We start from the raw sequence: 25,689 nt of genomic DNA on the forward strand, positions 1-25,689 counted from the left end.
CTGATTAAGTGCCTAGCATTAAATCAAAAGAGTCACTGCAGCGTTAGCAGGAAAGTAAACTGCAAGGATGCTTCGCTCCCTAAGCGTTTAGGGAGCGAAGCCTTTTGTTTGCCGGTTCGCGTCTGCGAGAACTCTTCATAACATGCCCCTACTCCCTTTGTTGAACCCTTCACATAGGTGGCGTACGCCATGATTGCCTTTTTAATCAAGCGGCTGATGCACGCGATTTTGGTGATGTTTGTCATCAGCGTGCTGGCCTTCGCCATTCAGGATAACCTGGGTGACCCCGTACAGCAGATGGTCGGCCAGTCGGTGCCGGAAAGTGAGCGTGAAGCCCTTCGCGAGCGCCTAGGCTTGAATGACTCTTTTTTGATCCAGTACGTCCGTTTTGCCAAAAACGCTGTGCAGGGTGATTTTGGCGACTCGTATTTCTACCGCGAACCGGCGTTGGAAGTGATCGCTCGCCACTTACCCGCCACCCTGGAGCTGGTATTTGCTGCGACGCTGATTATTGTGCTGTTTTCAGTCCCTATCGGGGTGTATAGCGCCATTAAGCCCCGCTCGCCGATTTCACGCCTGTTTATGGGCATATCGATCATCGGCATCTCCATTCCGGTGTTCTTGACCGCGATAGTGCTTATTCAAATTTTCTCGATTGGCGTCACCGTTACGCTATTCCCCGAAAGTACCGGCTGGGGCGCTTGGCTCAATGCTTTCTTCTCCACCGAAGGCAATATGCCCTCCTTCGGCCGTGGCTATGACCTCGTCAACGTGGTGGGTAACTGGGATACCAACCTAGCCACCTGGAACGGTTTACAGCATCTAGTGCTACCGGCGGTCTCATTGGCCTCCATTATGCTACCGCTGTTTATCCGCTTGATCCGCGCCGAAATGATGGAAGTCCTGCAGTCGGAGTACGTGAAGTATGCCCGCGCTAAAGGGATCTCTATGCGCCGGGTGTATTTCGTTCACGCACTCAAGAACACCATGTTACCCGTGATTACCGTGGGGGGCGTGCAGATCGGCACCATGGTGGCATATACCATTTTGACCGAGACCGTTTTCCAATGGCCTGGCATGGGCTTGATGTTTTTGGATGCGATCAACCGCGCCGACATCCCGCTGATTGTGACCTACCTGATGATTGTCGGGGTTATTTTCGTGGTCACCAATACGATTGTGGATCTAATCTACGGTCTGGTGAACCCCACCGTTAAACTGACTGGGAAGCCCGCATGAGTATGACACCTAATTCCACCGCGAGCGCTCCACCCAGCCGCTGGGCGCGCCTGCGCGACTCCTACATGTGGCACAGCTTCAAACGTGACTATACCGCCCAGCTCTGCCTGGCTGTATTTATTTGCATGGTCATTGCCGCCTTTGCCTCACCGCTGCTGGCACCCACCAACCCTTATGATCTCTCTCAGATCGACATCATGTCATCCGAGCTACCGCCCTTCTGGATCGACGGCGCTGATGACCGCTTTGCCCTGGGTACCGACGCCCAGGGGCGCGATTTGTGGTCGATTGTGCTTTATGGCACACGTGTCTCGCTGCTGATCGGCTTCGGCGCGGTTATTTTGCAGGCTCTGCTAGGAGTGACCTTCGGCCTAATGGCGGGGTATTTGGGCGGTCGTGTTGATACACTTTTGATGCGTCTGGCGGATATTCAGCTGTCATTCTCGACACTGATGGTCGCGATCGTGGTGGGCGCCTTGGTCAAAGCGACCATGGGCAGCGCTTTCTATAGCCAGTACGCAGTGATGATGCTGATCCTGATTATCGGCCTGGCCGAATGGCCGCAGTATGCGCGTACCGTGCGCGCCTCAGTGCTGGCAGAGAAGAACAAAGAATACGTTGACGCTGCCCGTGTGATGGGGCTGCGCAGCAAACGGATTATGTTCCGCCACGTGTTGCCCAACACCATGTCGCCGATCTTTGTTATCTCCACCGTGCAGATTGCCAACGCGATTATCTCTGAAGCGGCACTGTCGTTTTTGGGACTGGGTATGCCAGAGACGCACCCGTCGCTGGGCTCACTGATCAAGTCTGGCTTTGACTATATTCAGTCAGGCTCCTGGTGGATCACCTTGATCCCGGGTGCAGTTTTGGTGGTGTTGGTGCTGTCGATCAATCTACTTGGCGATTGGCTGCGTGATGTCATGAACCCACGACTCTATAAAGGCTGAGGACACCATGGCACTACTTGAAGTCAACAACCTCGATGTCCGCTTTGCGCTGCGCCAAGGTGACGTACACGCCCTGCGCGATATCAGTTTCAGCCTTGAGCGTGGTGAGCGCTTGGGCATTGTCGGTGAGTCCGGCGCAGGTAAGTCGGTCGCTGCGTTCTCGCTACTCAACCTGATTGCCAAACCGGGCTTTATCGCCGGTGGTACAGTGACCTTTGACGGTCAGGTGCTTAACCGTATGTCTGAGCGTGGCCTGCGTAAAGTACGCGGCAACCGCGTTTCGATGATTTTTCAAGACCCGATGATGACGCTAAACCCGGTGCTCTCTATTGGCGAACAGATGGTCGAGTGCTTAAAAGCGCACCGACGCATCTCCTCTAAGGAGGCCCGCGCGATCGCCCTGGACAAACTACAACAGGTGCAAATCCCTTCGCCGGAAACGCGTCTTGATCAGTATCCTCATGAGCTTTCGGGCGGTATGCGCCAGCGGATTATTATCGCCATCGCCCTACTGCTTGACCCGGACATTATCATTGCCGACGAGCCTACCACGGCACTCGACGTGACGATCCAGGCCGAAATCATGGCATTGCTGCTGGACCTTTGTGAGCAGCACAATGTGGGGCTTATCCTGATCACCCACGACCTGGGCGTGGTCAGCCAGGTCACCCAGCGCATGCTGGTCATGTACGCTGGTCGAGTCATTGAGCAAGGCCCAACCCGGGAGATTATCAACGATCCGCAGCACCCTTATACTCAGGGGTTAATCAACGCCCTGCCCCAGATGGCAACGCCCGGCGAAAAGCTCAATCAGATTCGTGGCAGCATGCCGTCGCTCTCCAACCTGCCCAGCGGCTGCGCGTTTCATCCTCGCTGCGATTTTATCAATCGTGCCGATGGTCAGCCCCGCCCCGCCTGCACCCAGCAAGTGCCTGAATTTGTCGAATCTGGCAACTGCCGTGTCGCGTGTCATATGGTAGCTGAATTGCTTGAAGATCGCCGTTTGAAGGAGGTAACCTCATGAGTGCGCACGCTGAGGCTATAACGGACAGCCATAATCCTACCCCCCGTCAGAACGAAGAGAGCGCTGATTCACTGCTGCAGATTCGCGATCTGAAAAAACGCTTCTCCCTCTCTGGAGATTTCCTTGATCAGTTGCGCTTTAAGGGCGGCAAGCTAGTTCGCCATCAAGAGCACGTCCATGCTATTAACGGCGTTAATCTGGATATCAAGCGCGGCGAAGCGCTGTGCGTAGTTGGCGAGTCGGGCTGCGGTAAATCCACCGTGGCGCGTACCGTTATGGGGCTGCTGACCCCAACAGAGGGCGAAATACGCTACGACGGCAGCCGCATCGACAACTTAAGCTCGCGCCAACTGCTGCCGTATCGCAAGCGGATGCAGATGATCTTCCAGAACCCGTATGCGTCGCTCAACCCGCGTATGACCATTCAGCAAACCCTGGAAGAGCCGCTGCGCCTGCACCACCCTGATTGGAAACGACCGCAGATTCTCGACAAAGTAGAAGAAGTGATGCGCTCGGTGGGCATCGACCCGGATTGGGGCAAACGCTTTGGCCACGAATTCTCTGGCGGCCAGCGTCAGCGTATTGCCATTGCCCGTGCCCTGGCCGTTGACCCTGAGTTTATCGTTGCCGATGAGCCTATTTCCGCGCTCGACGTCTCGATTCAAGCCCAGGTGCTCAACCTGCTGATGGAAGCCCAGCAAGAGCGCAACCTGACCTATTTGTTCATTACCCACGACCTAGCCGTCGTAGAGCACTTTGGCACCCGCGTAGCGGTGATGTACTTAGGCACGGTGTGTGAAATTGCCACCACGGCGACGCTGTTTGATAAGCCGCGCCACCCTTATACCCAGGCGCTGCTCTCGGCGATTCCACGCTTGAAGGATGACCGCCCGCAGCATATTCGTCTCACTGGCGAGGTGCCAACCCCAGTTAACCTGCCTAGCGGCTGCGTTTTCCATGGCCGCTGCCCGCATGCCAATGCACGCTGTAAGCAAGAGATCCCCGTGCTGCAAACACAGGATGACGGAACCCGCGTGGCGTGCCACGCTGTTGAGGAGGGGCGCCTGTGAATCGGGCGTCATATTCGATACAGCGAACCCAGGCGCTGAGAGGTAGAGCATGGAAATTCGCTGGCTAGAAGATTTTATCGCCCTGGCCAGAACGCGGCACTTCTCACGCGCAGCAGATGATCAAAACGTTACGCAACCCACCTTCTCCCGGCGGATTAAACTGCTTGAGGAGGAGATGGGCGTGACGCTGATTAATCGTCAAACGCTGCCACTCTCGCTCACTCCGGCCGGGGAGGAGTTTCTGACCCTGTGCGAACAGGTGACCGACCGGGTGCGGTTAACCCGTGACCGGGTGCGCGAAATTAACGCTGGTCAGCAGCGGCGCATCATGGTCGCAGCACCGCAGAGCCTGTTGCCGCACTTTTTACCGGAATGGTTGGCATCTACGGGGTGGCAAGATCGCGTACAGCCCTATTTGCGGGCGACCGGCTGGGTAGCCAATGACTATTTTCAAGCCTTAGCGCGTGCCGAGTGCGACTTGGCTATCTGTTACTGGCCGATTGGGCGCTGCGATCTGGACATCGACACCAGCGCCTGCAACTATCGTGTGATTGGTCATGAAAGACTGATTCCAGTGACCGGTTTAAGCCCAGAGGGAGAACCAAGGGCACTGCTGCCAGGGTCGCGCCACCAGCCATTGCCTTGGCTTGCCTATCCTAAACGCGGGTTGTTGGGGTCTGCGGTTAAAGCACACTTAGCCAGACTCTCCCAAACTACCTATTTAACCGCGCAAAGTGAAAATCTCTACGCGGCGGGTATTAAAGAACTCGTGCTACTGGGCTACGGCATGAGTTGGCTGCCAGAGCGCAACGTCGCTGCTGAACTTGCTCAAGGCACATTGGTACGAGCGGGCGATAGTCGCTGGGATGTGCCCATGGAGCTAAGGCTGTACCGCCATCAAAATCATCGCCACGTGGAACTGGATAGCCTGTGGAGCAAACTCGCGCCGCCACGTGTATGAAACCGCATTTGAGAAAGCTAACTTAAGAGAGGGCACAGCTTTGTATGTCAACCACCCTATTTAACCTGCAACGCGATCATATAGCGCATCTACAGCAAGCATATAGCGACATTTTGACCAACCACGGGTTTGATAGTCTGGCAATTTACAGTGGTCATGCCAGCGTATATTTTGCTGATGATCACGCGCCCCCTTTTCAAACTTACGGACATTTTATGCACTGGGTGGGGTTAGCCGATGTGCAGCATAGTTGGTTGATTATTCAGCCAGAAAAGCGCCCACAGCTGTACTTGTATGCGCCCGCCGATTTTTGGCACTTGCCCACTCACCTACCCGAAGAGCCCTGGGTCGAGGCGTTCGATGTCCACTTATGTAGCGATAAAATCTCCCCACCGCTTTCGGGAAATACCGCCATCATTGGTGATATCGAGCGTCTTGCCACCAGCGCACAGCTGGCATTAAAGGCTGACATTCATCCAGAGCCCGTTGTGAAGGCACTTGATGAGTTACGACTGTTTAAAACGCCCTATGAGATCACCTGTATCCGTGAAGCCAACCGCTTAGCTATAGCGGGCCATCAGGCAACGCAGGCCGCCTTTATTGGCGCCGCCGGTGAGTTGGATATTCAGTTGGCGTACTTAGCAGCGAGTCGTCAGCGCGAGTCAAACGTTCCTTACCAAAATATTATTGGCTTAAATGAGCATGCAGGCGTGCTGCATTATCAACATTACGACCTTCACGCACCTAAACAGCGCTATAGCCTGCTAGTCGATGCTGGCCGCCGCTTTCGCGGTTACTGCGCCGATATCACTCGTACTTACGCCGGCCCCGATGCACCCGCCGCGTTTGGCGAGCTAGTCACCGCCATGAAGGTTTTAAAAGATGAGTTGGTTAAAGGCGTTGCCCCGGGGGTTAGCTTTGTGGCACTGCACGAGCAGATGCATCACCACCTGGGTGAAATACTGGTGGCTAACGATGTGTTTAAAGGCACCGCCGAACAAGCGGTTGCCGAAGGTGTTACGCGGGCATTCTGCCCTCATGGGCTGGGTCACTCTCTAGGTCTTCAAGTCCATGATGTGGCAGGATTACGCCACCCAGATGGCACACCCGCCCCTGCGCCAGAGCAGCACCCAGCGCTGCGGCTTACACGCACGCTGCGCCCTGGCATGGTCGTTACCATTGAGCCTGGGCTCTATTTTATCGCTATGCTTCTCGCACCACTGCGCAACACCTCACTGCCAATTAACTGGAGTTTGGTCGACCAACTCTCATCCTGCGGTGGCATTCGTATCGAAGATAATGTGGCGGTGACGGAGAGTGGTTTTGATAACCTAACACCCTGAGCAATTTAGCGGTGCTTTCTATTACCCCAAACGAACAACGCCCAGCGCAAGGCCGGGCGTTGATTGATTACCAAATACTAAACGGTATTTAATCAAATGTTACTTAAGCAAATAGTGCTTAAGCAAATAAAGCTTAGAAACGGTAAGTAATACCACCGCCAACGGTAACGGGCTCGATGTCGACTTTACCACCAACATTGATATCCGCATTCACGTCAGCGTAGCTTGCGTAACCATTAAGCATGATGTTATTGGTCACGGCCAGGTCAATACCCACTTGACCGATAGCGCCGTAGCTTTCATCAATGTCTAAACCGCTCGGCTCACCGGAGAAACGTGTGTAGTTAAGGCCAGCACCGATATAAGGCTGTACACGTGAATCCAAACCACCCATCGGATAGTAGTTAATTAATAGGTTAATCGGAAGACGATCAACACTACCCGCATCGCCACCAGTAGCGGTGCTGATATCGTGCTCAAACTTCTCTGAGCTATTCAGTTCAACGCCGAGCTTGTCGGTAAACAGGTAGCCAGCACCGAAAGTGAAACCCCGTGCTTCGTCTACACTTAGTGGATCACCAGCCACGTTACCATTACCTGAACCCGTGTCCGTTTGGGCAACGCCGCCACGAACGAATACGTCACCAGCGTTATAAGCGAGTGCCGCTTGGCTGACCAGTGCAAAGCTAGCAGTGATAACAGCGGCAGAAATCAGTTTCATATTACTCATCAGGGTCATCCTCTGTATGCAGCGCATGTTCCTTGCGCTTGGGATTGCGGTAGTTGCCATCCAACTTTCCTGTACAGAGTATAGTATACGAACACTGTTTCCAAATTGCTTGTAAAATATTGTTATAAGTAATGCAACTTTGATAGTTTTTTCTATCTATAAAATTCAGGCATAAAAAAAGTCCCCCGAAGGGGACCCAGGTGGAGCACGCCAGCTCACTCGGTTTATCGCTACTAGGTGGTAGCGATGTAGGTGAAGAAGGGAGAGAAGCAAACTATCTAAGCCGTTGTTTCTCTATTCACTCACCCTTTGCCATATATATTGCGATCTGCGTGCCACTTTTTAAAAAACCAATATAAAACAATGCATTAATAAAATACAGCTTGATTTCTATTAACCTCTCTCGCACTGCAGCACATTAACTGCACCAGCATTGCGCAATTTGCAGCCTTTTTGCATCACAAAGCATCATTTGAGTTCGTTATCGCTTAGAAATCCTCAAAGTAGTGGCTAGGGCGTCACGATGATTTTCACCTGGGCTTTATCGCTGAGCAGCGCCTCAAAGCCTTCTTCCACGATATCCGCCAGTGGAATGCGCTGGGTGACCATATCTTCGGCGCGGAAGTAGCCCCGCTGCATTAGCGCCATTACCGCTGGATACACATGGCGATAGGCAATAATACCCTTCATGGTGCGCTCTTTAATGACCAGGTCGTTAGGCTGGAAGCTGGCCTCCCCTTCCCAGATACTCACCACCACCACTTCGCCGCCTTCGTGGGTGCTATGTAGCGCCTGATTGAGCACGGCGGGAATGCCTGTCACTTCAAACGCCACATCCACACCGCCACTGTTCAGCGAATGAATTTTTGCCACCGCATCCTCCTGCTGCGGGTCAACCACAATAGCGCCTAACGCTTCGGCTTTGGCTTTTCGTGACGGCGCCACCTCAACGGCATAAATTTGCGCCGCCCCGGCCGCTTTTAGCGCTTCAATGGTCATCAAGCCAATGGGCCCTGCGCCGAATACCGCCGCACTATCCCCGGCTTTCAGGCAGCTTTGGCGCACCGCATGCAGCGCCACCGCCGCGGGCTCTACCAGGGCGCCTTGCTCGTAGCTAAGCTCATCTGGCAGCTTATGCACCATGTGCTCACCCATCACAGTGAACTCAGAGAAGCCGCCACCACCGCCCGAGAGGCCGTGAAAGCCGAGCATGGGCGTCAGGTTATAGCGCTCCATTTGGTAGGCGCCGTCTTTATTGGGCGAAAGAATCGGCTCAATAGCGACACGGTCGCCCACTTTCACTCGCGTTACCTTATCACCCACCTCAACCACTTCTCCGGCGAATTCGTGGCCCATAATAATCGGCGCCTGTTCGCCACTAATCGGGTGCGGCTTACCAACCGGAATAAAAATGGGCCCGGCGGCGTACTCGTGCAAATCACTACCGCAGATACCACAGGCGGCGACTTTTACCTTCACCGCATGGGGATCGTTGATAGTGGGAACCGGTACTTGTTCGACGCGAAGGTCTTTTGCCGCGTACCACACCGCGGCCTGCATCGTTTGCTGACTGATGGACTGACTCATAGGTTACCCTTCCTGTTAAGACGTGTGGTGAACCGGCTGCAAACCATAGACAGGCGTTTCCAGCCCCTCCATGCGTGCCTTCAACTGCAGCGCCAAATAGTGTGAGTAGTGCCGCGACTGGTGCAGGTTACCGCCGTGGAACCACAGCGCCTCCTGCTGGGTGGGTTTCCACATATTGCGCAGCTCGCCCTCCCAAGGGCCGGGGTCTTTGGTGGTGTCAGAGCCTAAGCCCCAGCACTTGCCTACTTTATCCGCTACCTCTTGGGAGATAAGCCGCGCCGCCCAGCCGTTCATGGAACCGTAGCCGGTGGCGTAAACGATCAAATCTGCTTCTAGCTCGCTGCCATCGGTCAGCGTGATGGAGTGGGGATTGATGCGCTCAATGCCTACACCGCTGCGCAGCTTGATGTCGCCATTGGCGACCAGATCACAGGCGCCTACATCGATGTAGTAACCCGACCCCCGGCGCAGGTACTTCAAGAACAGACCGGAGTCATCGTCACCGAAGTCGAGCAGAAAGCCCGCGTCTTCGAGTTTTTGATAAAACTCGGCGTCGCGCTGCTTGATTGCCTCAAATGCCGGGCGTTGAAAGTCTGGCAACACCTTGTAAGGAATCGAAGCAAAAATCAGGTCAGCTTTTTCGGTGGTCACCCCACCGGCAACGGCTTCTTCCGAATAAAGCGGCCCTAATACCTCTTCCATCAACGAATCCGACTTAACGATATGGGTGGATGAGCGTTGCAGCATGGTCACATCGGCGTCGTGCTCCCATAGCGCGGCGGCAATATCGTGGGCGGAATTATTGGAGCCCACGATGACGCACTTTTTACCGTTATAGGCATCTGGCCCTGGGTGCTGGCTGGAGTGCTGCAGTTCGCCTGCAAAGCTTTCCGCGCCGGGGAATGTCGGCACATTAGCCATTCCCGACATCCCGGTGGCCATCACCAGTTGCTTGGGTCGCAACGTGATCGCTTCGCCGTTACGCTTGACGTTCACCACCCACTCGCCCGCGGCTTCATCGAAGTGTGCATTCTGACACTCGGTGGAACTCCAATAATTGAGCTCCATCACCTTTGTATACATTTCCAGCCAATCACCCACCTTGTCTTTGGGCGCAAACACCGGCCAGTTTTCAGGGAAAGGAATATACGGCAGGTGGTCGTACCACACCGGGTCGTGCAGACAGAGCGACTTATAGCGATTGCGCCAGGAATCCCCCGCACGCTCATTGCGCTCGATAATAATGGTCGGCACGCCCATCTGCTTTAACCGCGCGCCCAAACCAATACCGCCTTGACCGCCACCAATCACTACGCAGTAGGGTTGCTGCGTGTAACCAAGCTCCGCTTCTTCGCGCTCCCGTGACTCTAACCAGGTTTCACGCTGCTTATTGGCCCCGTGCTCGGCCCCTTTAGGACGGTGGTGATTGCGTGGTTCGGGGAAGTCGTGCAGTGACTGCATCGTGGTTAGCAGCGTCCAGCATTTACCCTCTTTCAGCCGTAGGTAGCCTTTGCCTTTGGCGACCGCGGTCTCAAAGGTGAACCACGCCTCAGCAACATCGCCATTTTGGGTCGCTTCGCCTTCTAGCTGCCAGTTCGAAGGGCGCGCGTTCTCCAAAGTGGCATTGAGCATGGCTTGAATAGCATCCTTGCCCTCGCAAGTTTTTAAATTCCAGGTGAAGGTAAGGAAATCTCGCCAATAGCACTCTTCATTAAACAGCGCGAGCACACCCTGAATGTCCTGGGCTTGCAGCGCCTGATCAAAATCACTCAACCAACCTTGAACAGTGGCCGTGGCGGTTTGCTGGGCTTGGGCTTGTGTATGTGTCTCTGACATAGCGGGTACTCCATGCAGGTTTGTTATTGTTGACTGTCTTGTGACACTCAACCCTAAGCACCCGCTATGCCAATCACTCAAAAAAAACTACAAGCTATTGAAAAATTGAAATAAAAACTAAAAAACCGTTACCAACTGGGCGTTATGCAGCGCGTACACCTGTCACATGGTTTACAGTCAGCCGTTACAGGTGTAACCCGCGACTAACGGCGTAATAGCGCTGCGTTGACAGCCACGCCAGAGCGCATAGGCTGGAAGGACAATAACAATCTCCAGAGTGAATCACGCCATGCCCTCTCAATTGCCCCTGCCTGCACGGCTGCAATCGGTGCAGCGCCAGCATATCGAGCATGTTTTCCAGCTCGGCGAAGGCTTGGACGTACCGCAGCTACCGGCTCAAGCGACCATCCGACGCTCCTGGCTGCGCTGTCTAAACGAGTACCAGCTCGACCCGACTCGACCCCGCCCTGCCCGCGTTGTACCCCAGCAGACCCTGATTGAGCATCGGGAATCTGTCGATGAACTTTTGCACGTGGCACGCGCTGGGGTTGACCAGCTCTATCAACAAATCGCCCAGCTAGGCTATGTGCTGCTACTCACCGACCACCGCGGCATTACGGTTGAGTTTCGCGGCGACCCTAACCAAGACCAGCAGCTGCGCAGAGCGGGCCTATACCTGGGTGCCGATTGGGACGAGCGTTTTGCGGGCACCTGTGCGGTGGGCACCTGCCTGCATGACCGCCAGGCGATTATCTGTCACCGCCAGGAGCACTTCGACGCCTCGCATATTTCGCTCACCTGCACCGCCGCGCCCATCGCCGACCCACAGGGCAATGTGATGGCCGTGCTGGATATCTCTGCGCTGCAATCGCCTACTCAGCATGAGAGCCAAAACTTCAGCCTCTCGCTGGTAACGCTCTACGCCCGCATGATTGAGGATGCCTACTTTCTGCAGCGCTACCGGGACTGCCTGATGGTGCGCCTGGACACTTCACGGGAGTTTGTCCATGTGAACGGTCGTGGCCTAATCGCCATTGAAGAGAACGGACAAGTGATTGCCGCCAACGCCGTGGGCCGTGAGCTGATCGCCAGCCATCAGCGTCGTTGGCCACCCTGGTCACCCCATCACACCCCTATGTTAGGGGAGCTATTCGAGTGCGAGATCGCCGATGTCCTTAGCATCAACAGCGCCACCGACGATCAACTGCGCGCTTTTCGTGCCAGAGTCGACAACACCATTTACTTTATAAGCCTGCTGGAACCGCGCCGCCCCCGGCCTGCTCAGCAAGCACAATCGCTGCCTTCCAGCCTGCCGGGGGCACTGGCACGATTGGGCGCTGACGACCCCGCTATGCGCAAAGTCCAGAAGCTGGCCGAACGGCTGCGCAACGAAGCCAGCGTTAATGTGCTGATAAGTGGTGAAACCGGTACGGGTAAAGAGGTCGTCGCCAGTGCCCTGCATGACAGCGGCAACCGCTCCAAGGGGCCCTTTATTGCGGTGAACTGTGCCGCCATCCCTGAAGCGCTGATTGAGAGCGAGCTATTCGGCTATGAACCCGGCGCCTTTACCGGCGGGCGCGCCAAAGGCATGCGAGGGCTAATTCCCCAGGCCCACGGCGGCACACTGTTTCTGGATGAAATCGGCGATATGCCGTTGGCACTGCAAACCCGCTTACTGCGCGTACTGGCAGAGCGGGAAGTCATGCCGCTGGGTGCCAACACGCCTGTGAAGGTCGATATTCGGGTAATCACAGCCACCCATCGTGATATCGATGTGATGATCAAGCAGGGCGAGTTCCGCGAAGACCTCTACTACCGTCTTAACGGGGCTCAACTGCGTCTGCCCGCGCTGCGCGAACGCGCCGATAAGCTCTACGTGATTCGTCAGGTGTTTAACGACGTGGTCAGCGAACGCGGCGGTCGTCATTCGCCCCGCCTGCGCGCCGATGCAATCAGCGCCCTGCTCGCCTACGCCTGGCCCGGCAATATCCGCCAGCTAAAAAATGCGCTGGCCTTTGCCCTTGCCACCACGGAAAGCGACGAAATCACCGTTCACGATCTGCCCGAGCAGTGCCTAAGCCAACGCATTACCCAGCAGACGCCCTGCTCACCCGCAGACGCGAGTAACCATACCGATCACACACTGCTGGAAATGCTTAAGGCGCAGCACTGGAACATAAGCGCCGTGGCTCGCGAGCTGGGGGTTTCGCGGCCCACGGTCTACCGGCAAATGCAGCGCCAAGGCATCGTGCCACCGAATTGGCTGGGGTAACAAAAGATACGATAGAGAAGGCTGTTGGCCTTGAAGGCGACCCTCACGTACACTTGTTTGAATCTTTTTATAACCCCGCTTTCGACAAGCCGAGGCTCTCCCATGGCGTTTGATTCCACTTCTTCCTATATCGCAACCGACGCGCTTAAGCAGGCGGTGAACGCCGCCGTGGTGCTTGAGCGTCCGCTGTTGATCAAAGGCGAGCCGGGCACCGGCAAAACCCTATTGGCCGAAGAGTTGGCTGAATCTCTTGATACCCAGTTAATTACCTGGCACATCAAATCCAGCACCAAAGCGGCCCAGGGTCTGTACGAGTACGATGCGGTCAGCCGCCTGCGCGACTCGCAGCTGGGCGTGGAAGGGGTCGAGAACGTCGCCAACTACATCAAGCCCGGCAAGCTATGGGAAGCCTTTACCGCCAATCAGCGCGTGGTGCTATTGATTGATGAGATCGACAAAGCCGATATCGAATTCCCCAACGACCTGCTCCAGGAGCTGGATCGGATGGAGTTCCACGTTTACGAGACCGGCGAAACCATCCGTGCCGAGCAGCGCCCGATTATCGTCATCACCTCAAACAACGAAAAAGAGCTGCCGGATGCATTCCTGCGCCGCTGCTTTTTCCACTACATCGAATTCCCAGACCGCGAGACTATGCAGGCAATTGTCGATGTCCATTTTCCGAATATCGCTCCCAAGCTTGTCAGCGAAGCCTTAGAGGTGTTTTTCGAGCTGCGTAAAGCGCCAGGGCTTAAGAAAAAGCCCTCAACGTCTGAACTAGTCGATTGGCTCAAGCTACTGATGGCTGACGATATTGCTCAAGAAGCGCTCTACAACCGCGACCCGGCCAAAGCGCTGCCGCCCATGGCGGGCGCACTGGTTAAAAACGAGCAGGATACCCAACTGCTGGAACGCCTGGCGTTTATGATCCGGCGCCAGAAAGGCACAGGCCGCTAAGCCATGTTTATCGGCCTGTTTGAAACATTAAAACGCGCGGGCGTGCCGGTCTCGCTGCGGGAGCTGCTAGATCTTCATGCCGTAGTGGAGCACGGCGTGGTGTTCGCCGATATGGAAGCTTTCTATCAAGTGGCCCGCACTGTGATGGTCAAAGACGAGCGCCACTTCGACCGCTTTGATCGTGCCTTCGCCGCCTGGTTTAAAGGCCTTGAAGACATGGACGCTGCCATTGAGGCGCTCATCCCTGACGACTGGCTACGCCGTGAGTTTGAAAAGCAGCTAACGGACGAAGAGAAAGCCAAAATCGAATCCCTGGGCGGCCTCGAAGAGCTGATCGAGACATTTAAAAAACGCCTGGAAGAGCAGAAAGAGCGTCACGCAGGCGGCAACAAATGGATTGGTACCGGCGGCACCAGCCCGTTTGGCGCCTATGGCTATAACCCGGAAGGTATTCGCATCGGTCAAGATGGCTCACGCCACCGCCGGGCTACCAAGGTGTGGGATGAGCGGCGCTTTCGTGACTACGACGACTCGCTAGAGTTGGGTACGCGTAATATCAAAATGGCGCTGCGCCGCCTGCGTAAGTTTGCCCGCCAGGGGGCGCTTGAAGAGTTCGATGTGGATAGCACCATTCGCGAAACCGCCAAGGACGCCGGTCTACTCAACGTACAGATGCGCCCAGAGCGTCACAACGCGGTGAAGGTGCTGCTATTTTTGGATGTGGGCGGCTCAATGGATGACCATATTCGCGTCTGCGAAGAGCTGTTTTCGGCGGCCCGTTCAGAGTTTAAGCACCTGGAACACTTCTACTTCCATAACTGCCTCTACGAAGGCGTCTGGAAAAACAACCAACGGCGGGGCAACGAGCGCATTCCGACGATGGATGTGCTTCACACCTACGGCGCGGATTACCAGGTCGTGATTGTCGGCGATGCGGCTATGTCCCCTTACGAAGTCACCCACCCCGGCGGCAGCGTAGAGCACTTTAATGACGAAGCGGGCGGCGTGTGGCTTAAGCGCTTGTGCGAAACGTTTCCCCGCTTGGCATGGCTTAACCCTATGCCGCCCCGGGCCTGGGAGTACACCTACTCGACCCAATTGATCCGCGAGATCATTGAAAACCGTATGTACCCCATGACCATGGAAGGCCTGGAAACCGCCATGCGCGAACTAGCGAAAAAGTAGGCGTGGCAAAAGCAGCCGCTTAAAGCAAAGCACGGTGTTTCTTCTGGCCCTTGCTTCTGGCCGTCAAAGCGTTTGCGGGAAGTCGTTTAAGCCCTTCAAAAAGGCCTGTTTAGCCTCTTCAAATGCTTTCGGGTCGTGTTTGAAACGGCGCAGGATAAGCGCTTCATCCAACACCAGGGTAGGCGCCAGCTCGCCAACGCTTTTGGCGGGGTGGCGTGCGCCTAAGCCGATGCGCTTTCCAGCCGCTCCGCCAAACCAGCGCTTAATGCCACTCTGCTGATAGAACGCCTCTTGCTCGGCGGTATCAACGTCAACGCGCAGCGGTGCCTTCAAGGTAAGCTCACTGATCAAACGCTGCTGGGCATCTGCTTGGTCAAGCGCGCAGGCGTGGGTCACCGTCATGCCCTCGCCCTCCTCGTCCAGCACTAGCAGCGCCAGCGCTTGAGGTTTACCCTGGCCGTCAACAGCGGCGAATAACCGCGCGGCTTCTTGCGGAAAAAACACACTGCAGGTGCCGGTGAACACGACCAGCGGCGTAAGACCCGCCTGTTGTCCGTATACCTCAGCGCATAATCGCGCCAGACAGGCGTTGCGCTGGGCCTCTGCGTTAACGTGTACGACCTTCATTTAAATCACCCTCACAGGTTAAAAAGCCGCAAGCCTAGAGCAATCATCGCCGTTTTGACAGCGGATTATACCCAGCACCACGTCCCTTCATTTTTGCTGATACTGAACACCAGAGTAAACAACCTGTCGAACATAACTGTAAGCGTGAACAGCGACTTAGAAGGAGCTAGCTAGCATGCCCACCTTTACGAATGATCCTACCATGCCCACACCGAATTTCCCCGGTAGTCACATGGTAGTCGATGACCACTATGTGTTTGTTTCAGGACTGACCGTCGCCGACCTTTCTAACGGCCACGCCGCACGGGGTGACGTTAAAGAAGAGACCCGCCTTGTGATGCGTGCACTGTCGCGCATGCTTGAAATGGAGGGCGGCAGCCTCGCAGATATAGTGCGGGTAGATATTCATCTTACTGATCTACACGCCATCCAAGATATGGATAGTGTCTACGCCGAGTACTTTGAGCCTGGCCGCTACCCTGCCCGTACCTGCACCGAATCCCCCAATATCTGCGGCGGCAGCAATATTGAAATTACCGTGATGGCGAAACGCCAGCCTCAAGCAGCGCAATAACCCTATCCATATCAACATTGGCTTCTAGCATATCGGCTAGACGATTAAGCTCACGCTCACGGTGGGCTTGATAGTCGCTCTGCTCTCCATTAACCAAGCCTAACTGCTTTAGTAGAGCCTGGCAGGCTTCGGGGTGATCAAATAACCCATGTAAATAAGTGCCTATTATTTGCCCATCCTCACTGGCCGCGCCTTCTAGTCGTCCATCTAAATCAAATAGTGGCGAACTTAGCGCCTGCCCTTCGCTTACGCCGTTATGAATTTCATACCCGGTAACGGCTGCCCCTTCTGCTATTGTCACGCCGCGAACGTTGCGCAGCTGCTTGCCAGGGACCATGCGCGTGGTGAGATCCAATAAACCCAATCCGGCTATTTTGCCAGGCTTACCCTCCAGGCCTTCTGGGTCATCCACCCACTCGCCCAGCATTTGAAATCCACCGCAAATACCCAACACCTTGCCGCCATAACGCAGGTGGCGCTGAATGGCGTTATCCCAGCCCTGGCGCTTTAACCACTCCAGATCACTGGCGGTACTTTTACTGCCGGGCAGAATGATCACATCGGCAGCGGGTATCGGTTGGTCAGGCCCCACAAAGGTCAGCGATACCTGCGGGTGCAGACGCAGCGGGTCAAAGTCGGTGTGATTACTGATCCGGGGCAGTGCTGGCACAATAACGTTGAGCATCTGACCAGCCTTTTCCGCCTGCGTGAGGCCAATGCTGTCTTCGGCATCAAGCACCAGCCCTTGGAGGTAAGGCAGTGTGCCAAACACTGGTTTTCCAGTGCGCTCCTCCAGCCACTCAAGCCCAGGCGTGAGCAGCGCCATATCGCCCCGAAAGCGGTTGATAATAAAGCCCTGGGTGCGCGCCTGTTCGCTCTCGCTCAATAGCGCCAGCGTCCCCACCAACTGGGCGAATACCCCACCGCGATCAATATCACCGACGAGTAATACCGGGCAGTCAGCCGCTTCGGCAAAGCCCATATTGGCGATATCGCCCTTACGCAGATTGATTTCAGCAGGGCTTCCCGCGCCTTCGGCAATAATCACGTCATAACGGCTTTCTAACGCCTGCCAGGCGGCCATCACGCTCTCTTTCGCGGTGCGTTTATAAGCGTGGTAATCCAGGGCATCCATATGCCCATGCACCTTGCCGCGCAAAATCACCTGGGCGCCGCGGTCGGTTTCCGGCTTGAGCAATACCGGATTCATATCGCTGTGGGGGGCTAAATAGCAGGCCTGCGCCTGTAACGCCGTCGAGCGGCCAATCTCACCGCCATCCTCGGTGACGGCGCTATTTAGCGCCATGTTCTGGGGTTTAAATGGCGCCACTGATATGCCACGCCTTGCCAACGCACGGCAGAGCGCGGCCACCACGGTACTTTTTCCCGCATCAGAGGTGGTGCCCTGAATCATCAGTGTGGCCATAAGGAGGTCTCGTCCAGGTGGATAAGAGCGAGACTGTAGCGGTCGGCATGCAGGGCCGCAAGAGCGGATCAAAAGACATTAACGAACAGCGCTATGGGCTTATGGCGGGCTCAAGCAATTCGTTATCAACCTTTGCCAACTCCCAGGCTTGCACCATCTGCTTTTTGTCTAACCCCCAGCGGTAGCCACCAAGTGCGCCACTTTGTTGAATCACCCGGTGGCAGGGTATCCATACCGCGATGGGGTTAGCGCCCACCGCATTGCCCACTGCGCGGGACGATTTGGGCGTACCCAAGGCCTGGGCGATATGCGAATAGCTGGCCAGCTGACCTTCGGGAATGGTCAGCAGCGCCCGCCAAACCGCTATTTGAAAGTTAGTGCCAGTCACGTGCAGCGGCAGAGCGGCAGTTCCCTCTTCGGGTTGAGTAAACAGCTTTTCAACCGCAAAGCGGGTAGCGTCGGGGCTATGGCACAGCGTGCTGCGCGGCCACTCTTTGCCAAGCCGTGCCAGTAGCGCCTCCGAATTCGTCGCATCGACAAAACCCATGCGGCAGATACCCCGGGGGGTTACCGCCACAAACATGCTCCCTAGAGGCGTTTCATGAACCCCATAGGCGATCTCCACGCCTTCACCCTGGCGCTTATACTCCCCCGGCGTGACAGCCTCTAGCTGTACAAAGTGATCGTAAAGCCGGGAGCCGCCGCTTAGCCCTAGCGTATGGGCAATATCCAGCAGGGATGTCGATGCCTGAATCAGTTGCTTACTGCGCTCTAACGTCAGCGCCTGCAAAAAGCGTTTGGGGCTGATACCCGCGTAACGACAAAATAGCCGCTGGAAATGAAAGGCGCTTAAATGCACCTGCGCGGCCACTGTTTCCAGGTTGGGTTGCTCCGCTGCGTGGGCCACCATATAAGCCATGGCTTTTTCGATACGCGCATAGTCGTTCATTGTGTTATCTCTGTGCCTTGGGACTGCCTATCACCATCAGCCTAAGCGTTCACGAGCGAGTTGCCGACCCGAATCTTGCTAATGGCGTTAGCAGACAGCTCCCAACTTTTCCGCTAGGGTAATGCCCCCGCCTCCACTGACGGTACACGATACGCCCATGCAAGACTTGATCAATGACATTGCGGCCACCATGGCGAATGCCGAACAGCGTGGCAAGGTCGCCGACTATATCCCCGAGCTTGGCCACGTCGACCCACAGCAGTTTGCCATTTCGCTGGCGACCGTGGATGGCAAGGTGTACTCGGCAGGCTGTGCCACCACGCCCTTCTCCATTCAGAGCATTTCCAAGGTATTTACGCTGACTATAGCGCTGGGGCAAGTGGGTGATTCGCTGTGGTCAAAAGTCGGCCGCGAACCATCGGGCGATCCATTTAACTCCATCGTTCAGCTAGAGCATGAAAGCGGCAAGCCGCGTAACCCATTCATCAATGCCGGTGCCATTGCGGTGGTCGATGCAATCATGATGGGCCATGAGCCCAAAGAAACACTGGGCGAGATTCTCAGTTTTGTGCGCTATATCGCCAATGACGACAGCATTTACTTCGACCACAAAGTGGCCGCCTCAGAGATGGCCCACCGCGACCGCAACGCCTCACTGGCGCATTTCATGAAAGCCTTTGGCCATCTACGCCACGATGTCGATAAAGTGCTGGGCACTTACTTCCACCAGTGCGCCATCGCTATGAGCTGCGAGCAGCTTGCCCATGCGGGGCTGTTTTTGGCGTCGGATGGTATCAACAAACCCAGCGACATTCGCGTGGTAGCCCCCCAGCGGGCCCGCCGGATCAACTCATTGATGATGATGTGCGGGCACTACGACGCCTCGGGAGAATTCGCCTTCCGCGTTGGCCTACCCGGCAAAAGCGGCGTCGGTGGTGGCATATTGGCAATCGCGCCAGGTCATGGTTCTATCGCCGTCTGGTCGCCAGGGTTAGACGCCTACGGCAATAGTTTACTAGGCACCCAGGCGCTTGAAATGTTTGTGCAGCGTACCGGCTGGTCGGTGTTTGGGCATTAAAGACGCAGAGTGAAAAATAAGTCTTAAGCAGCAGTCACCTCAATTTTGTTCAATACCCTCAACAGGCGCTACGGCATTCTCCCTGCATTGCCTTCGGAGAATGACCATGAGCGCTACACCCCTGCTATCTTTACTGCTACCTATGTCCGCGTTTGCCCTTGCCGCGTCTATTTCGCCTGGGCCGGTTAATATTGTTTGTTTGAGTAGTGGTACCCACCACCCCATCGCTAGAGGGCTTGTTTTTGTTACCGGTGCCACGCTGGGGTTTGTTGCGCTGTTTTTAGCCATCGGCGCGGGGCTTTACTCACTGCTGAGTGTGGCGCCGCTGTTGGAAGCGCTTTTACGCTGGGCGGGCATTGTTTTTTTACTCTACCTTAGCTATCAACTGTTTCAGCACGATGGTCGAGTACAGGAACGAGGCGGCGACAACGCACCTGGGTTTTGGGCAGGCGCTATGATGCAGTGGCTTAACCCCAAAGCATGGCTGGCGTCTGCCGCTGGCATCGGAGCTTACACCAGCGGTAATGAGCCCTACCTGCTATGGCTATTCGCCGCGCTCTATTTGCCTATTTGTTGGCTATCGCTAGCCAGTTGGGTCGTTGCAGGGGCTTTTCTCAAACGCTATGTCCATCGCCCTATTATCTTACTTATGATTAACCGCACGCTGGCTGGATGCTTAGCCGCCAGCGCGGTTTACTTACTGATTGAGTAGCGGATAGCGGTACTGATTGGGTGTCGCGGCTACCAGCCGCTTAAACGTCCTTTGAAAGTGGGGCTGGTCATTAAAGCCAGCACTCAAAGCGGCCTCAACAATCGGCTGCCCTTGCTTGAGGGCTTTTTGCCCCAACTGGATGCGCTGGTTAATCAGGTAAGCATGGGGGGTAAGCCCGAAGTACTGTTTAAAGGCGCGAATCAGGTGCCCAGCGCTATAGCCCGACTGCTGGCATAAGCGTTCAAGCGAGATATCAGCAGCACAATTGGCACGCAAATAGGCCGCAACCTGTTCTAGCGTGCTCGGCGCCTGGGGCAATTTTACGGGGAATTCTTGGGCAAGCACTTGCATCATGGTAGACAAGTACTCGATTAGCGCCGTTTGCTTTTCGTCAATTTCCCGTTGTTTATCCAGCAAGCAAGCGGCCATATCGCGGTACCCGGCATAAAGCGCTGGCTGGGTAATAACGGCGGTGGCAATGTCCTGCCAGTTAGGCGCATCCAGCAGGCCCAATTGATAGCGCAACTCACTCATCCACGCGGTATCGACGTAGAGCATTAGGTACGCCCAAGGCTGATTCTCAATGGGGTTACAGGCATGCACCCAGTGGGGGTTCATCATCACGATGTCACCCGCACTAATCTGATACGTCGCATCGCGATAGCAAAAGTTGCTTTGACCTGCGGTCACAGCCCCCAGCGACCAATGCGAGTGGCTGTGCGGCGCATAGCAGACCTGTCGCGCATCGCTGATTTTACGCAGTTCCACATAGGGCATACGCGCATCGCGCCAGAAGAGAGGTGACGAAACTGTATTCATGCTCTGCTCGCGGTATTAAACAATAGTGAAAATAGCGATAAGTCCTGCCACTTGGCCTACGCTGGACAATAGCACAGCACAAGCACAGTATGAGCCGCCATACTGCTCTATACGTTAGATTGCCTAGGGATGCGCAAAGCCATATTAGTCAGGAGGACACCATGGCCAACAGTATGAAAAACCCCGATCATCGTGATGCGATTACCCTCTATGCCCGCATGGGCTATGCCTCCCGCGGCATTGTGTATGTGTTGGTAGGTAGCCTTGCAGCGCTGGCAGCCTTTGGGCAAGGCGGTCAAACAGAAGGCAGTCGTGGCGCATTAGAACACGTGCTTACCGCTCCTTTTGGTAAAGTCTTGTTAGCGATTATGGCTATAGGCTTGGTGGGCTACGCTATGTGGCGGACTATCCAAGCGGTCAAAGACGCCGACCATCACGGCAACGGCGCCCAAGGTTTGGCTATTCGTGCGGGCTTATTAGCGAGCGCCATTACCCATACGCTATTGGCATTTTTTGCCGCAACGCTTATCTTTCAATTTGCGGGTTCTTCGGGTGATTCCGGTGGCGGTTCACAAGGTGTGGCGAGCTGGCTGATGCAGCAGCCTTTCGGACGCTGGCTGGTAGGCGGGGTTGGCCTCATCATGATCGGCGTAGGCATGGCCCACGCGCTTAAAGGCTACAAGGCCAAATTCGATAAACACTTCGCTATGCCATTACAAACTCAACAATGGGCCTATCCTATCTGCCGCTTTGGCTTAGTGACTCGGGGTCTTGTGTTTGTGATTGTGGGTAGCTTTTTTATCATCGCCGCTTATCAAATAAACCCCAATCAAGCAGGTGGTATGGGTGAAGTGTTTAGCACCCTGCGAAGCCAACCCTACGGCCAGTGGCTGCTTGCATTTGTTGCTTTAGGGCTCTTCGCATTTGGTCTTTATAGTGTGCTAGCGGCTATTTACCGCCGAATTAACCCCGAGATGTAGTCACCACCATAGCCCTAACATCGAAGCAATGCAGGTACTGGCTAGGCTAGTGGCGTAAGCAACTGATCCGGTGGCTTGCCACCTAAATACCGTAATCCCGCTCGACTTTGGCAATCCGAGTTTTGAAGCGCTGGTACCACTGCTGGTGCCCCATCCGCTGGGCCTCTTGATGCTCGGCGTGAGCCTTCCACGCTTTGATAGAAGCGGTATCAGCCCAGTAAGAGACCGTCACACCTACATCGTCTCTGGCAGACTCCATGCCTAAAAAACCCGGCTGCTGCGCAGCCAACTCGACCATTCTTGCCGCCATCTCGTCGTAGCCATTCTCGATCTCGGTGCGTTGTGAGGTGAAAATCACTGCGTAGTAAGGTGGTTCGGGTGTGTTGGCAATTAAGGGCATAAGATTTTCGCACTCGTTAAGATCACTCCTCCAGTTTATCGCCACTTGGCGCAGGCGACGAGTGCTTAAGCTTCATATCCCTAAACGCTTCCATAATATCCATGGGTAACGGGAAGAAAATCGTCGACGCATTTTTATTGCTCATATCGCTCATGGTTTGCAGATAGCGCAGTTGCAGCGCGGCCGAGTTCTCCTGCATCACATTGGCTGCCTCGACCAGCTTTTTCGAGGCCTGCAACTCCCCTTCAGCGTGGATAACTTTGGCCCGGCGTTCCCGCTCCGCCTCAGCTTGGCGGGCAATGGCGCGGATCATGCTCTCGTCCAGATCCACATGCTTGATCTCAACATTAGCCACCTTAATGCCCCATGCTTCAGTCTGGGCATCGATTATTTCCTGAATATCGCTGTTGAGTTTATCGCGCTCGGAGAGCATCTCATCAAGATCATGTTTGCCCAACACTGAGCGAAGCGTGGTCTGAGCCAACTGGCTAGTAGCCTGAGTGAAATTTTCAACCTGGATAATCGCCTTTTCAGGATCGACCACGCGAAAATAGAGCACAGCATTAACCTTAACCGTCACGTTATCCCGAGAGATCACGTCCTGCTCGGGCACATCCATGGTAACGACACGTAGATCAACCACCTCCATCTTCTGGATACCGGGAATCACAATGATTAACCCCGGACCTTTGACCTTCTGAAACCGACCGAGAAAGAACACTACGCCACGCTTATATTCCGGCAGTATACGTATGGAGGCGGCAATCAGCATCACCACCAACACTACTGGAACTAAATACGAAATAATCATGGGTCACCTCATCGAGTTGATGGACTATCACGTGAATAACGCACGACAACTGAGAGCCTAGTGGGGCGAGACGTATACCGTCAGCCCTTCGAGGCGTATCACTGTTAGCTGATCGCCCTGCTTAACCGGAATATCACTCACCGCGTTCCAGCGCTCGCCGTGCAATCGCACGTGGCCGTTGGTATCAAAATCCTCCAGGGCAATGGCGTTTGCGCCAATCAGTTGTTCCGCACCGGTATGTACCTGGCGGTGACGAAGCGTTGCAAAGCGCATCAGAGTCCATAGCATCAGGCCTCCTGACACCAGCGCCACACCCACGATAAGCGGCAATGAAATTGCGAGATACTCGGCATCCATTAGCATGACCGAGCCGAGCACAAAGGCAACTATGCCCCCTGCGCCCAGCACCCCGAAGCTGGGCAGTAGCGTCTCTCCTACCATCAGCGCCAATCCCACCACCATCAACGCTAGTCCGGCGTAGTTAATCGGCAGCACCTGGAATGCAAACAGTGCCAACAGCAGGCAAATTATTCCGATGGTGCCAGGAAATAGGCTACCGGGACTGGCAAGCTCATATATCAGCCCGTAAAAACCCAGAATCATCAAAAAATAGGCGATATTGGGGTTGGTAATCAGCGAAAGTAGTTGGGTACGCCAATCCGGGTCGAAGCGCTCAATGGCGAGTTCAGCGGTGGCTAAGGTGTATTCACCCCGCTCCATGACCACTGTCATGCCATCTATCTGCCCCAGCAGGTCGTCAATATCACGCGCTACCACGTCGATGACGTTTTGCTCCAACGCCTGGCTGGCGGTGAGATTTACTGCGTCACGCACCGCTTTTTCCGCCCATTCGGCGTTGCGACCGTGGCGCTCAGCCAAACTGCGGATAAAACTCACCGCGTCTTCCATGACTTTACGCTCCATGGCGCCACCTTCACGGGCCGGCGCAGCAGACGCATCTTGATCTTCTTCGGCATCGCTACCAGGCATACCGCCACCGCCCATTTGTACCGGTGTTGCAGAGCCCAAATGGGTCGAGGGCGCCATCGCTGCCACATGACTGCCATATAGTAAGTAGGTGCCCGCGCTTGCGGCTCTCGCGCCGCTTGGGAATACATACATCACTACCGGGATGTCCGCATTTAGCATCTCTCGAATCATGTCCCGGGTGGTGTCTACCAGCCCGCCGGGGGTATCGAGTTCAACTATCACGATCTCGCTACCCTGCTCGCGGGCATGGCGCAGGCCGCGCTCAAGATAATCTTTGCTCACTGGGCCAATGACGCCTTGAATACTAAGCACCACAGCGCTGGGAGACGAAGTTTGCGCCACGGCTGGCCACGTAAACGACAACGCAGCCATTAACAAACCAGTAATGAATAGCCACAGCCAGTGTGATTTGAGAGAAAGGATTTGCATATACACTCCTCGGGCTAAGCGCCTTTAAGCCAATATCCGAGCGTCTACTCTATTGACCGCCGCAGCGCCCTTTTGTCTCGCAAGCTTCTTAGGGAGTTTGAACAAACAATAACGCTGCTGGGGTTTGTACGAAAAGTTTGTACGAAAAGTCGTCGGGCGCAGGCAGCTTTTGTACAAAGCCGAGGGTACATACACAACTTAGCACTCACGTTGAGCTTCGTCATGAAGTGTGATGAGAGGATATTGGTGCGCAACACTTTCAAACGCAGGGAGGGTTATTTAAAGCTATTGGGGTAGTTGCGGGGACGTGTAGGTGAGCATTAGTTCACATAATAGCCGCTTACCCGCCAAGTGCCCTCTTCCAAGTGGGGAGTGATGGTTTCCGTGATCTGCGGCCTGTTTTCAAAACGTGTTTGGAACGTCAATATCGCATAGTCGCCTCTTGGAGCCCCTGGCATAGAGGTTTCACGGATAACGCTCACTCGCCGACGCGACTGAACAGTACCAAAATCGCGACGGGCCGCACCAATAGTACGTTCTAACATATGCGGCGAAAGCGGATTCTTTAATAGCGGAGATGAAGATTCCCATGCCTGTTCATACTGGCCACTGTCGATAGCCTCTAGCCACGCTAACGCCGCCGCCTCTGCATCACTGGTGTGTGCATAGGCTTGGGAGGGTAACGTGAGAAACAAGGTAGCAAAGATAAAGATCAGCGTTTTAGGCATAGTAGGGTCTCT

Annotated in this window: 24 protein-coding genes; 13 read left to right on the forward strand and 11 right to left on the reverse strand. The window is 55.1% G+C overall.

What is annotated here, in order from left to right; translation table 11 throughout:
* The first annotated feature begins 189 nt into the window (after positions 1 to 189).
* From KUC_RS09415 to pepQ, 6 genes are read left to right on the forward strand one after another with little or no spacing between them, the layout of a single operon-like run.
* A complete protein-coding gene (locus tag KUC_RS09415) occupies positions 190 to 1,239 on the forward strand; it encodes an ABC transporter permease (protein ID WP_007112950.1) in 1,050 nt (349 codons plus the stop codon).
* The gene (locus KUC_RS09420; RefSeq protein ID WP_007112951.1) at positions 1,236 to 2,189 is read left to right on the forward strand and encodes an ABC transporter permease; all 954 of its coding nucleotides are present in this window, start codon (positions 1,236 to 1,238) and stop codon (positions 2,187 to 2,189) included. The genes KUC_RS09415 and KUC_RS09420 overlap by 4 nt, the downstream gene beginning before the upstream one ends.
* A gap of 7 nt (positions 2,190 to 2,196) precedes the next feature.
* On the forward strand, positions 2,197 to 3,213 hold the full coding sequence (locus KUC_RS09425) for an ABC transporter ATP-binding protein (protein WP_007112952.1): 1,017 nt from the start codon (positions 2,197 to 2,199) through the stop codon (positions 3,211 to 3,213).
* On the forward strand, positions 3,210 to 4,283 hold the full coding sequence (locus KUC_RS09430) for an ABC transporter ATP-binding protein (RefSeq protein WP_007112953.1): 1,074 nt from the start codon (positions 3,210 to 3,212) through the stop codon (positions 4,281 to 4,283). The genes KUC_RS09425 and KUC_RS09430 overlap by 4 nt, the downstream gene beginning before the upstream one ends.
* A 49-nt stretch (positions 4,284 to 4,332) precedes the next feature.
* A complete protein-coding gene (locus KUC_RS09435) occupies positions 4,333 to 5,244 on the forward strand; it encodes a LysR family transcriptional regulator (RefSeq protein ID WP_007112954.1) in 912 nt (303 codons plus the stop codon).
* A gap of 44 nt (positions 5,245 to 5,288) precedes the next feature.
* On the forward strand, positions 5,289 to 6,587 hold the full coding sequence (pepQ, locus tag KUC_RS09440; RefSeq protein WP_007112955.1) for a Xaa-Pro dipeptidase: 1,299 nt from the start codon (positions 5,289 to 5,291) through the stop codon (positions 6,585 to 6,587).
* A gap of 133 nt (positions 6,588 to 6,720) precedes the next feature.
* On the opposite strand, the gene KUC_RS09445 is transcribed toward pepQ, so the two are convergent.
* From KUC_RS09445 to KUC_RS09455, 3 genes are all read right to left on the reverse strand, one after another.
* Positions 6,721 to 7,317 (reverse strand): OmpW/AlkL family protein, encoded by a 597-nt coding sequence (locus tag KUC_RS09445; RefSeq protein WP_176459050.1) that lies wholly within the window; start codon positions 7,315 to 7,317, stop codon positions 6,721 to 6,723.
* A 510-nt stretch (positions 7,318 to 7,827) separates the two neighbouring features.
* Positions 7,828 to 8,904 carry a 2,3-butanediol dehydrogenase gene (locus tag KUC_RS09450; RefSeq protein ID WP_007112958.1) on the reverse strand — a complete coding sequence of 359 codons (1,077 nt, stop codon included), beginning with the start codon at positions 8,902 to 8,904 and terminating at the stop codon, positions 7,828 to 7,830.
* A gap of 15 nt (positions 8,905 to 8,919) precedes the next feature.
* Entirely contained in the window at positions 8,920 to 10,740 is a 1,821-nt protein-coding gene (locus tag KUC_RS09455) for an NAD(P)/FAD-dependent oxidoreductase (RefSeq protein ID WP_007112959.1), read from the reverse strand.
* Between the two features lie 289 nt (positions 10,741 to 11,029).
* Between KUC_RS09455 and KUC_RS09460 the strand changes: the two genes are divergently transcribed.
* From KUC_RS09460 to KUC_RS09470, 3 genes are all read left to right on the forward strand, one after another.
* Positions 11,030 to 13,012 carry a sigma-54-dependent Fis family transcriptional regulator gene (locus KUC_RS09460; protein WP_040480588.1) on the forward strand — a complete coding sequence of 661 codons (1,983 nt, stop codon included), beginning with the start codon at positions 11,030 to 11,032 and terminating at the stop codon, positions 13,010 to 13,012.
* A gap of 102 nt (positions 13,013 to 13,114) precedes the next feature.
* Entirely contained in the window at positions 13,115 to 13,969 is an 855-nt protein-coding gene (locus KUC_RS09465) for an AAA family ATPase (protein WP_007112961.1), read from the forward strand.
* A 3-nt stretch (positions 13,970 to 13,972) separates the two neighbouring features.
* Complete coding sequence (locus KUC_RS09470) at positions 13,973 to 15,154, forward strand: vWA domain-containing protein (RefSeq protein WP_007112962.1); 1,182 nt, start codon at positions 13,973 to 13,975, stop codon at positions 15,152 to 15,154.
* A gap of 63 nt (positions 15,155 to 15,217) precedes the next feature.
* Here KUC_RS09470 and KUC_RS09475 read toward each other — a convergent pair whose 3' ends face one another.
* The gene (locus KUC_RS09475; protein ID WP_007112963.1) at positions 15,218 to 15,781 is read right to left on the reverse strand and encodes a hypothetical protein; all 564 of its coding nucleotides are present in this window, start codon (positions 15,779 to 15,781) and stop codon (positions 15,218 to 15,220) included.
* Between the two features lie 175 nt (positions 15,782 to 15,956).
* Here KUC_RS09475 and KUC_RS09480 point away from each other — a divergent pair, with 175 nt between their 5' ends.
* Positions 15,957 to 16,355 (forward strand): RidA family protein, encoded by a 399-nt coding sequence (locus KUC_RS09480; RefSeq protein ID WP_040480590.1) that lies wholly within the window; start codon positions 15,957 to 15,959, stop codon positions 16,353 to 16,355.
* Here KUC_RS09480 and KUC_RS09485 read toward each other — a convergent pair.
* Positions 16,315 to 17,781: a cobyric acid synthase gene (locus KUC_RS09485; protein ID WP_007112965.1), complete on the reverse strand. Its 1,467-nt coding sequence runs from the start codon at positions 17,779 to 17,781 to the stop codon at positions 16,315 to 16,317. The two genes, KUC_RS09480 and KUC_RS09485, sit on opposite strands and share 41 nt — an antisense overlap.
* 91 nt (positions 17,782 to 17,872) lie before the next feature.
* On the reverse strand, positions 17,873 to 18,730 hold the full coding sequence (locus tag KUC_RS09490) for a bifunctional transcriptional activator/DNA repair enzyme AdaA (protein ID WP_007112966.1): 858 nt from the start codon (positions 18,728 to 18,730) through the stop codon (positions 17,873 to 17,875).
* A 157-nt stretch (positions 18,731 to 18,887) separates the two neighbouring features.
* Between KUC_RS09490 and KUC_RS09495 the strand changes: the two genes are divergently transcribed.
* Positions 18,888 to 19,808 (forward strand): glutaminase, encoded by a 921-nt coding sequence (locus KUC_RS09495; RefSeq protein ID WP_040480591.1) that lies wholly within the window; start codon positions 18,888 to 18,890, stop codon positions 19,806 to 19,808.
* A gap of 100 nt (positions 19,809 to 19,908) precedes the next feature.
* Positions 19,909 to 20,520: a LysE family translocator gene (locus tag KUC_RS09500; protein WP_007112968.1), complete on the forward strand. Its 612-nt coding sequence runs from the start codon at positions 19,909 to 19,911 to the stop codon at positions 20,518 to 20,520.
* On the opposite strand, the gene KUC_RS09505 is transcribed toward KUC_RS09500, so the two are convergent.
* Positions 20,506 to 21,339 (reverse strand): AraC family transcriptional regulator, encoded by an 834-nt coding sequence (locus KUC_RS09505; RefSeq protein WP_040480593.1) that lies wholly within the window; start codon positions 21,337 to 21,339, stop codon positions 20,506 to 20,508. The genes KUC_RS09500 and KUC_RS09505 overlap by 15 nt on opposite strands.
* A gap of 161 nt (positions 21,340 to 21,500) precedes the next feature.
* Between KUC_RS09505 and KUC_RS09510 the strand changes: the two genes are divergently transcribed.
* Entirely contained in the window at positions 21,501 to 22,319 is an 819-nt protein-coding gene (locus KUC_RS09510) for a DUF1206 domain-containing protein (protein WP_040480595.1), read from the forward strand.
* Positions 22,320 to 22,401: 82 nt separating this feature from the next.
* On the opposite strand, the gene KUC_RS09515 is transcribed toward KUC_RS09510, so the two are convergent.
* The 4 genes from KUC_RS09515 to KUC_RS09530 all read right to left on the reverse strand — a co-directional run bounded on the left by KUC_RS09515 (position 22,402) and on the right by KUC_RS09530 (position 25,677).
* The gene (locus tag KUC_RS09515; RefSeq protein ID WP_007112971.1) at positions 22,402 to 22,719 is read right to left on the reverse strand and encodes an antibiotic biosynthesis monooxygenase family protein; all 318 of its coding nucleotides are present in this window, start codon (positions 22,717 to 22,719) and stop codon (positions 22,402 to 22,404) included.
* Between the two features lie 22 nt (positions 22,720 to 22,741).
* A complete protein-coding gene (locus KUC_RS09520) occupies positions 22,742 to 23,530 on the reverse strand; it encodes a slipin family protein (protein WP_040480597.1) in 789 nt (262 codons plus the stop codon).
* Between the two features lie 57 nt (positions 23,531 to 23,587).
* Positions 23,588 to 24,949 carry an NfeD family protein gene (locus KUC_RS09525; protein ID WP_007112973.1) on the reverse strand — a complete coding sequence of 454 codons (1,362 nt, stop codon included), beginning with the start codon at positions 24,947 to 24,949 and terminating at the stop codon, positions 23,588 to 23,590.
* Between the two features lie 320 nt (positions 24,950 to 25,269).
* Complete coding sequence (locus KUC_RS09530; RefSeq protein ID WP_007112974.1) at positions 25,270 to 25,677, reverse strand: DUF4019 domain-containing protein; 408 nt, start codon at positions 25,675 to 25,677, stop codon at positions 25,270 to 25,272.
* Between the last annotated feature and the right edge of the window lie 12 nt (positions 25,678 to 25,689).

This window comes from Vreelandella boliviensis LC1 (assembly GCF_000236035.1).
In the GTDB taxonomy this organism is placed as follows: domain Bacteria; phylum Pseudomonadota; class Gammaproteobacteria; order Pseudomonadales; family Halomonadaceae; genus Vreelandella; species Vreelandella boliviensis.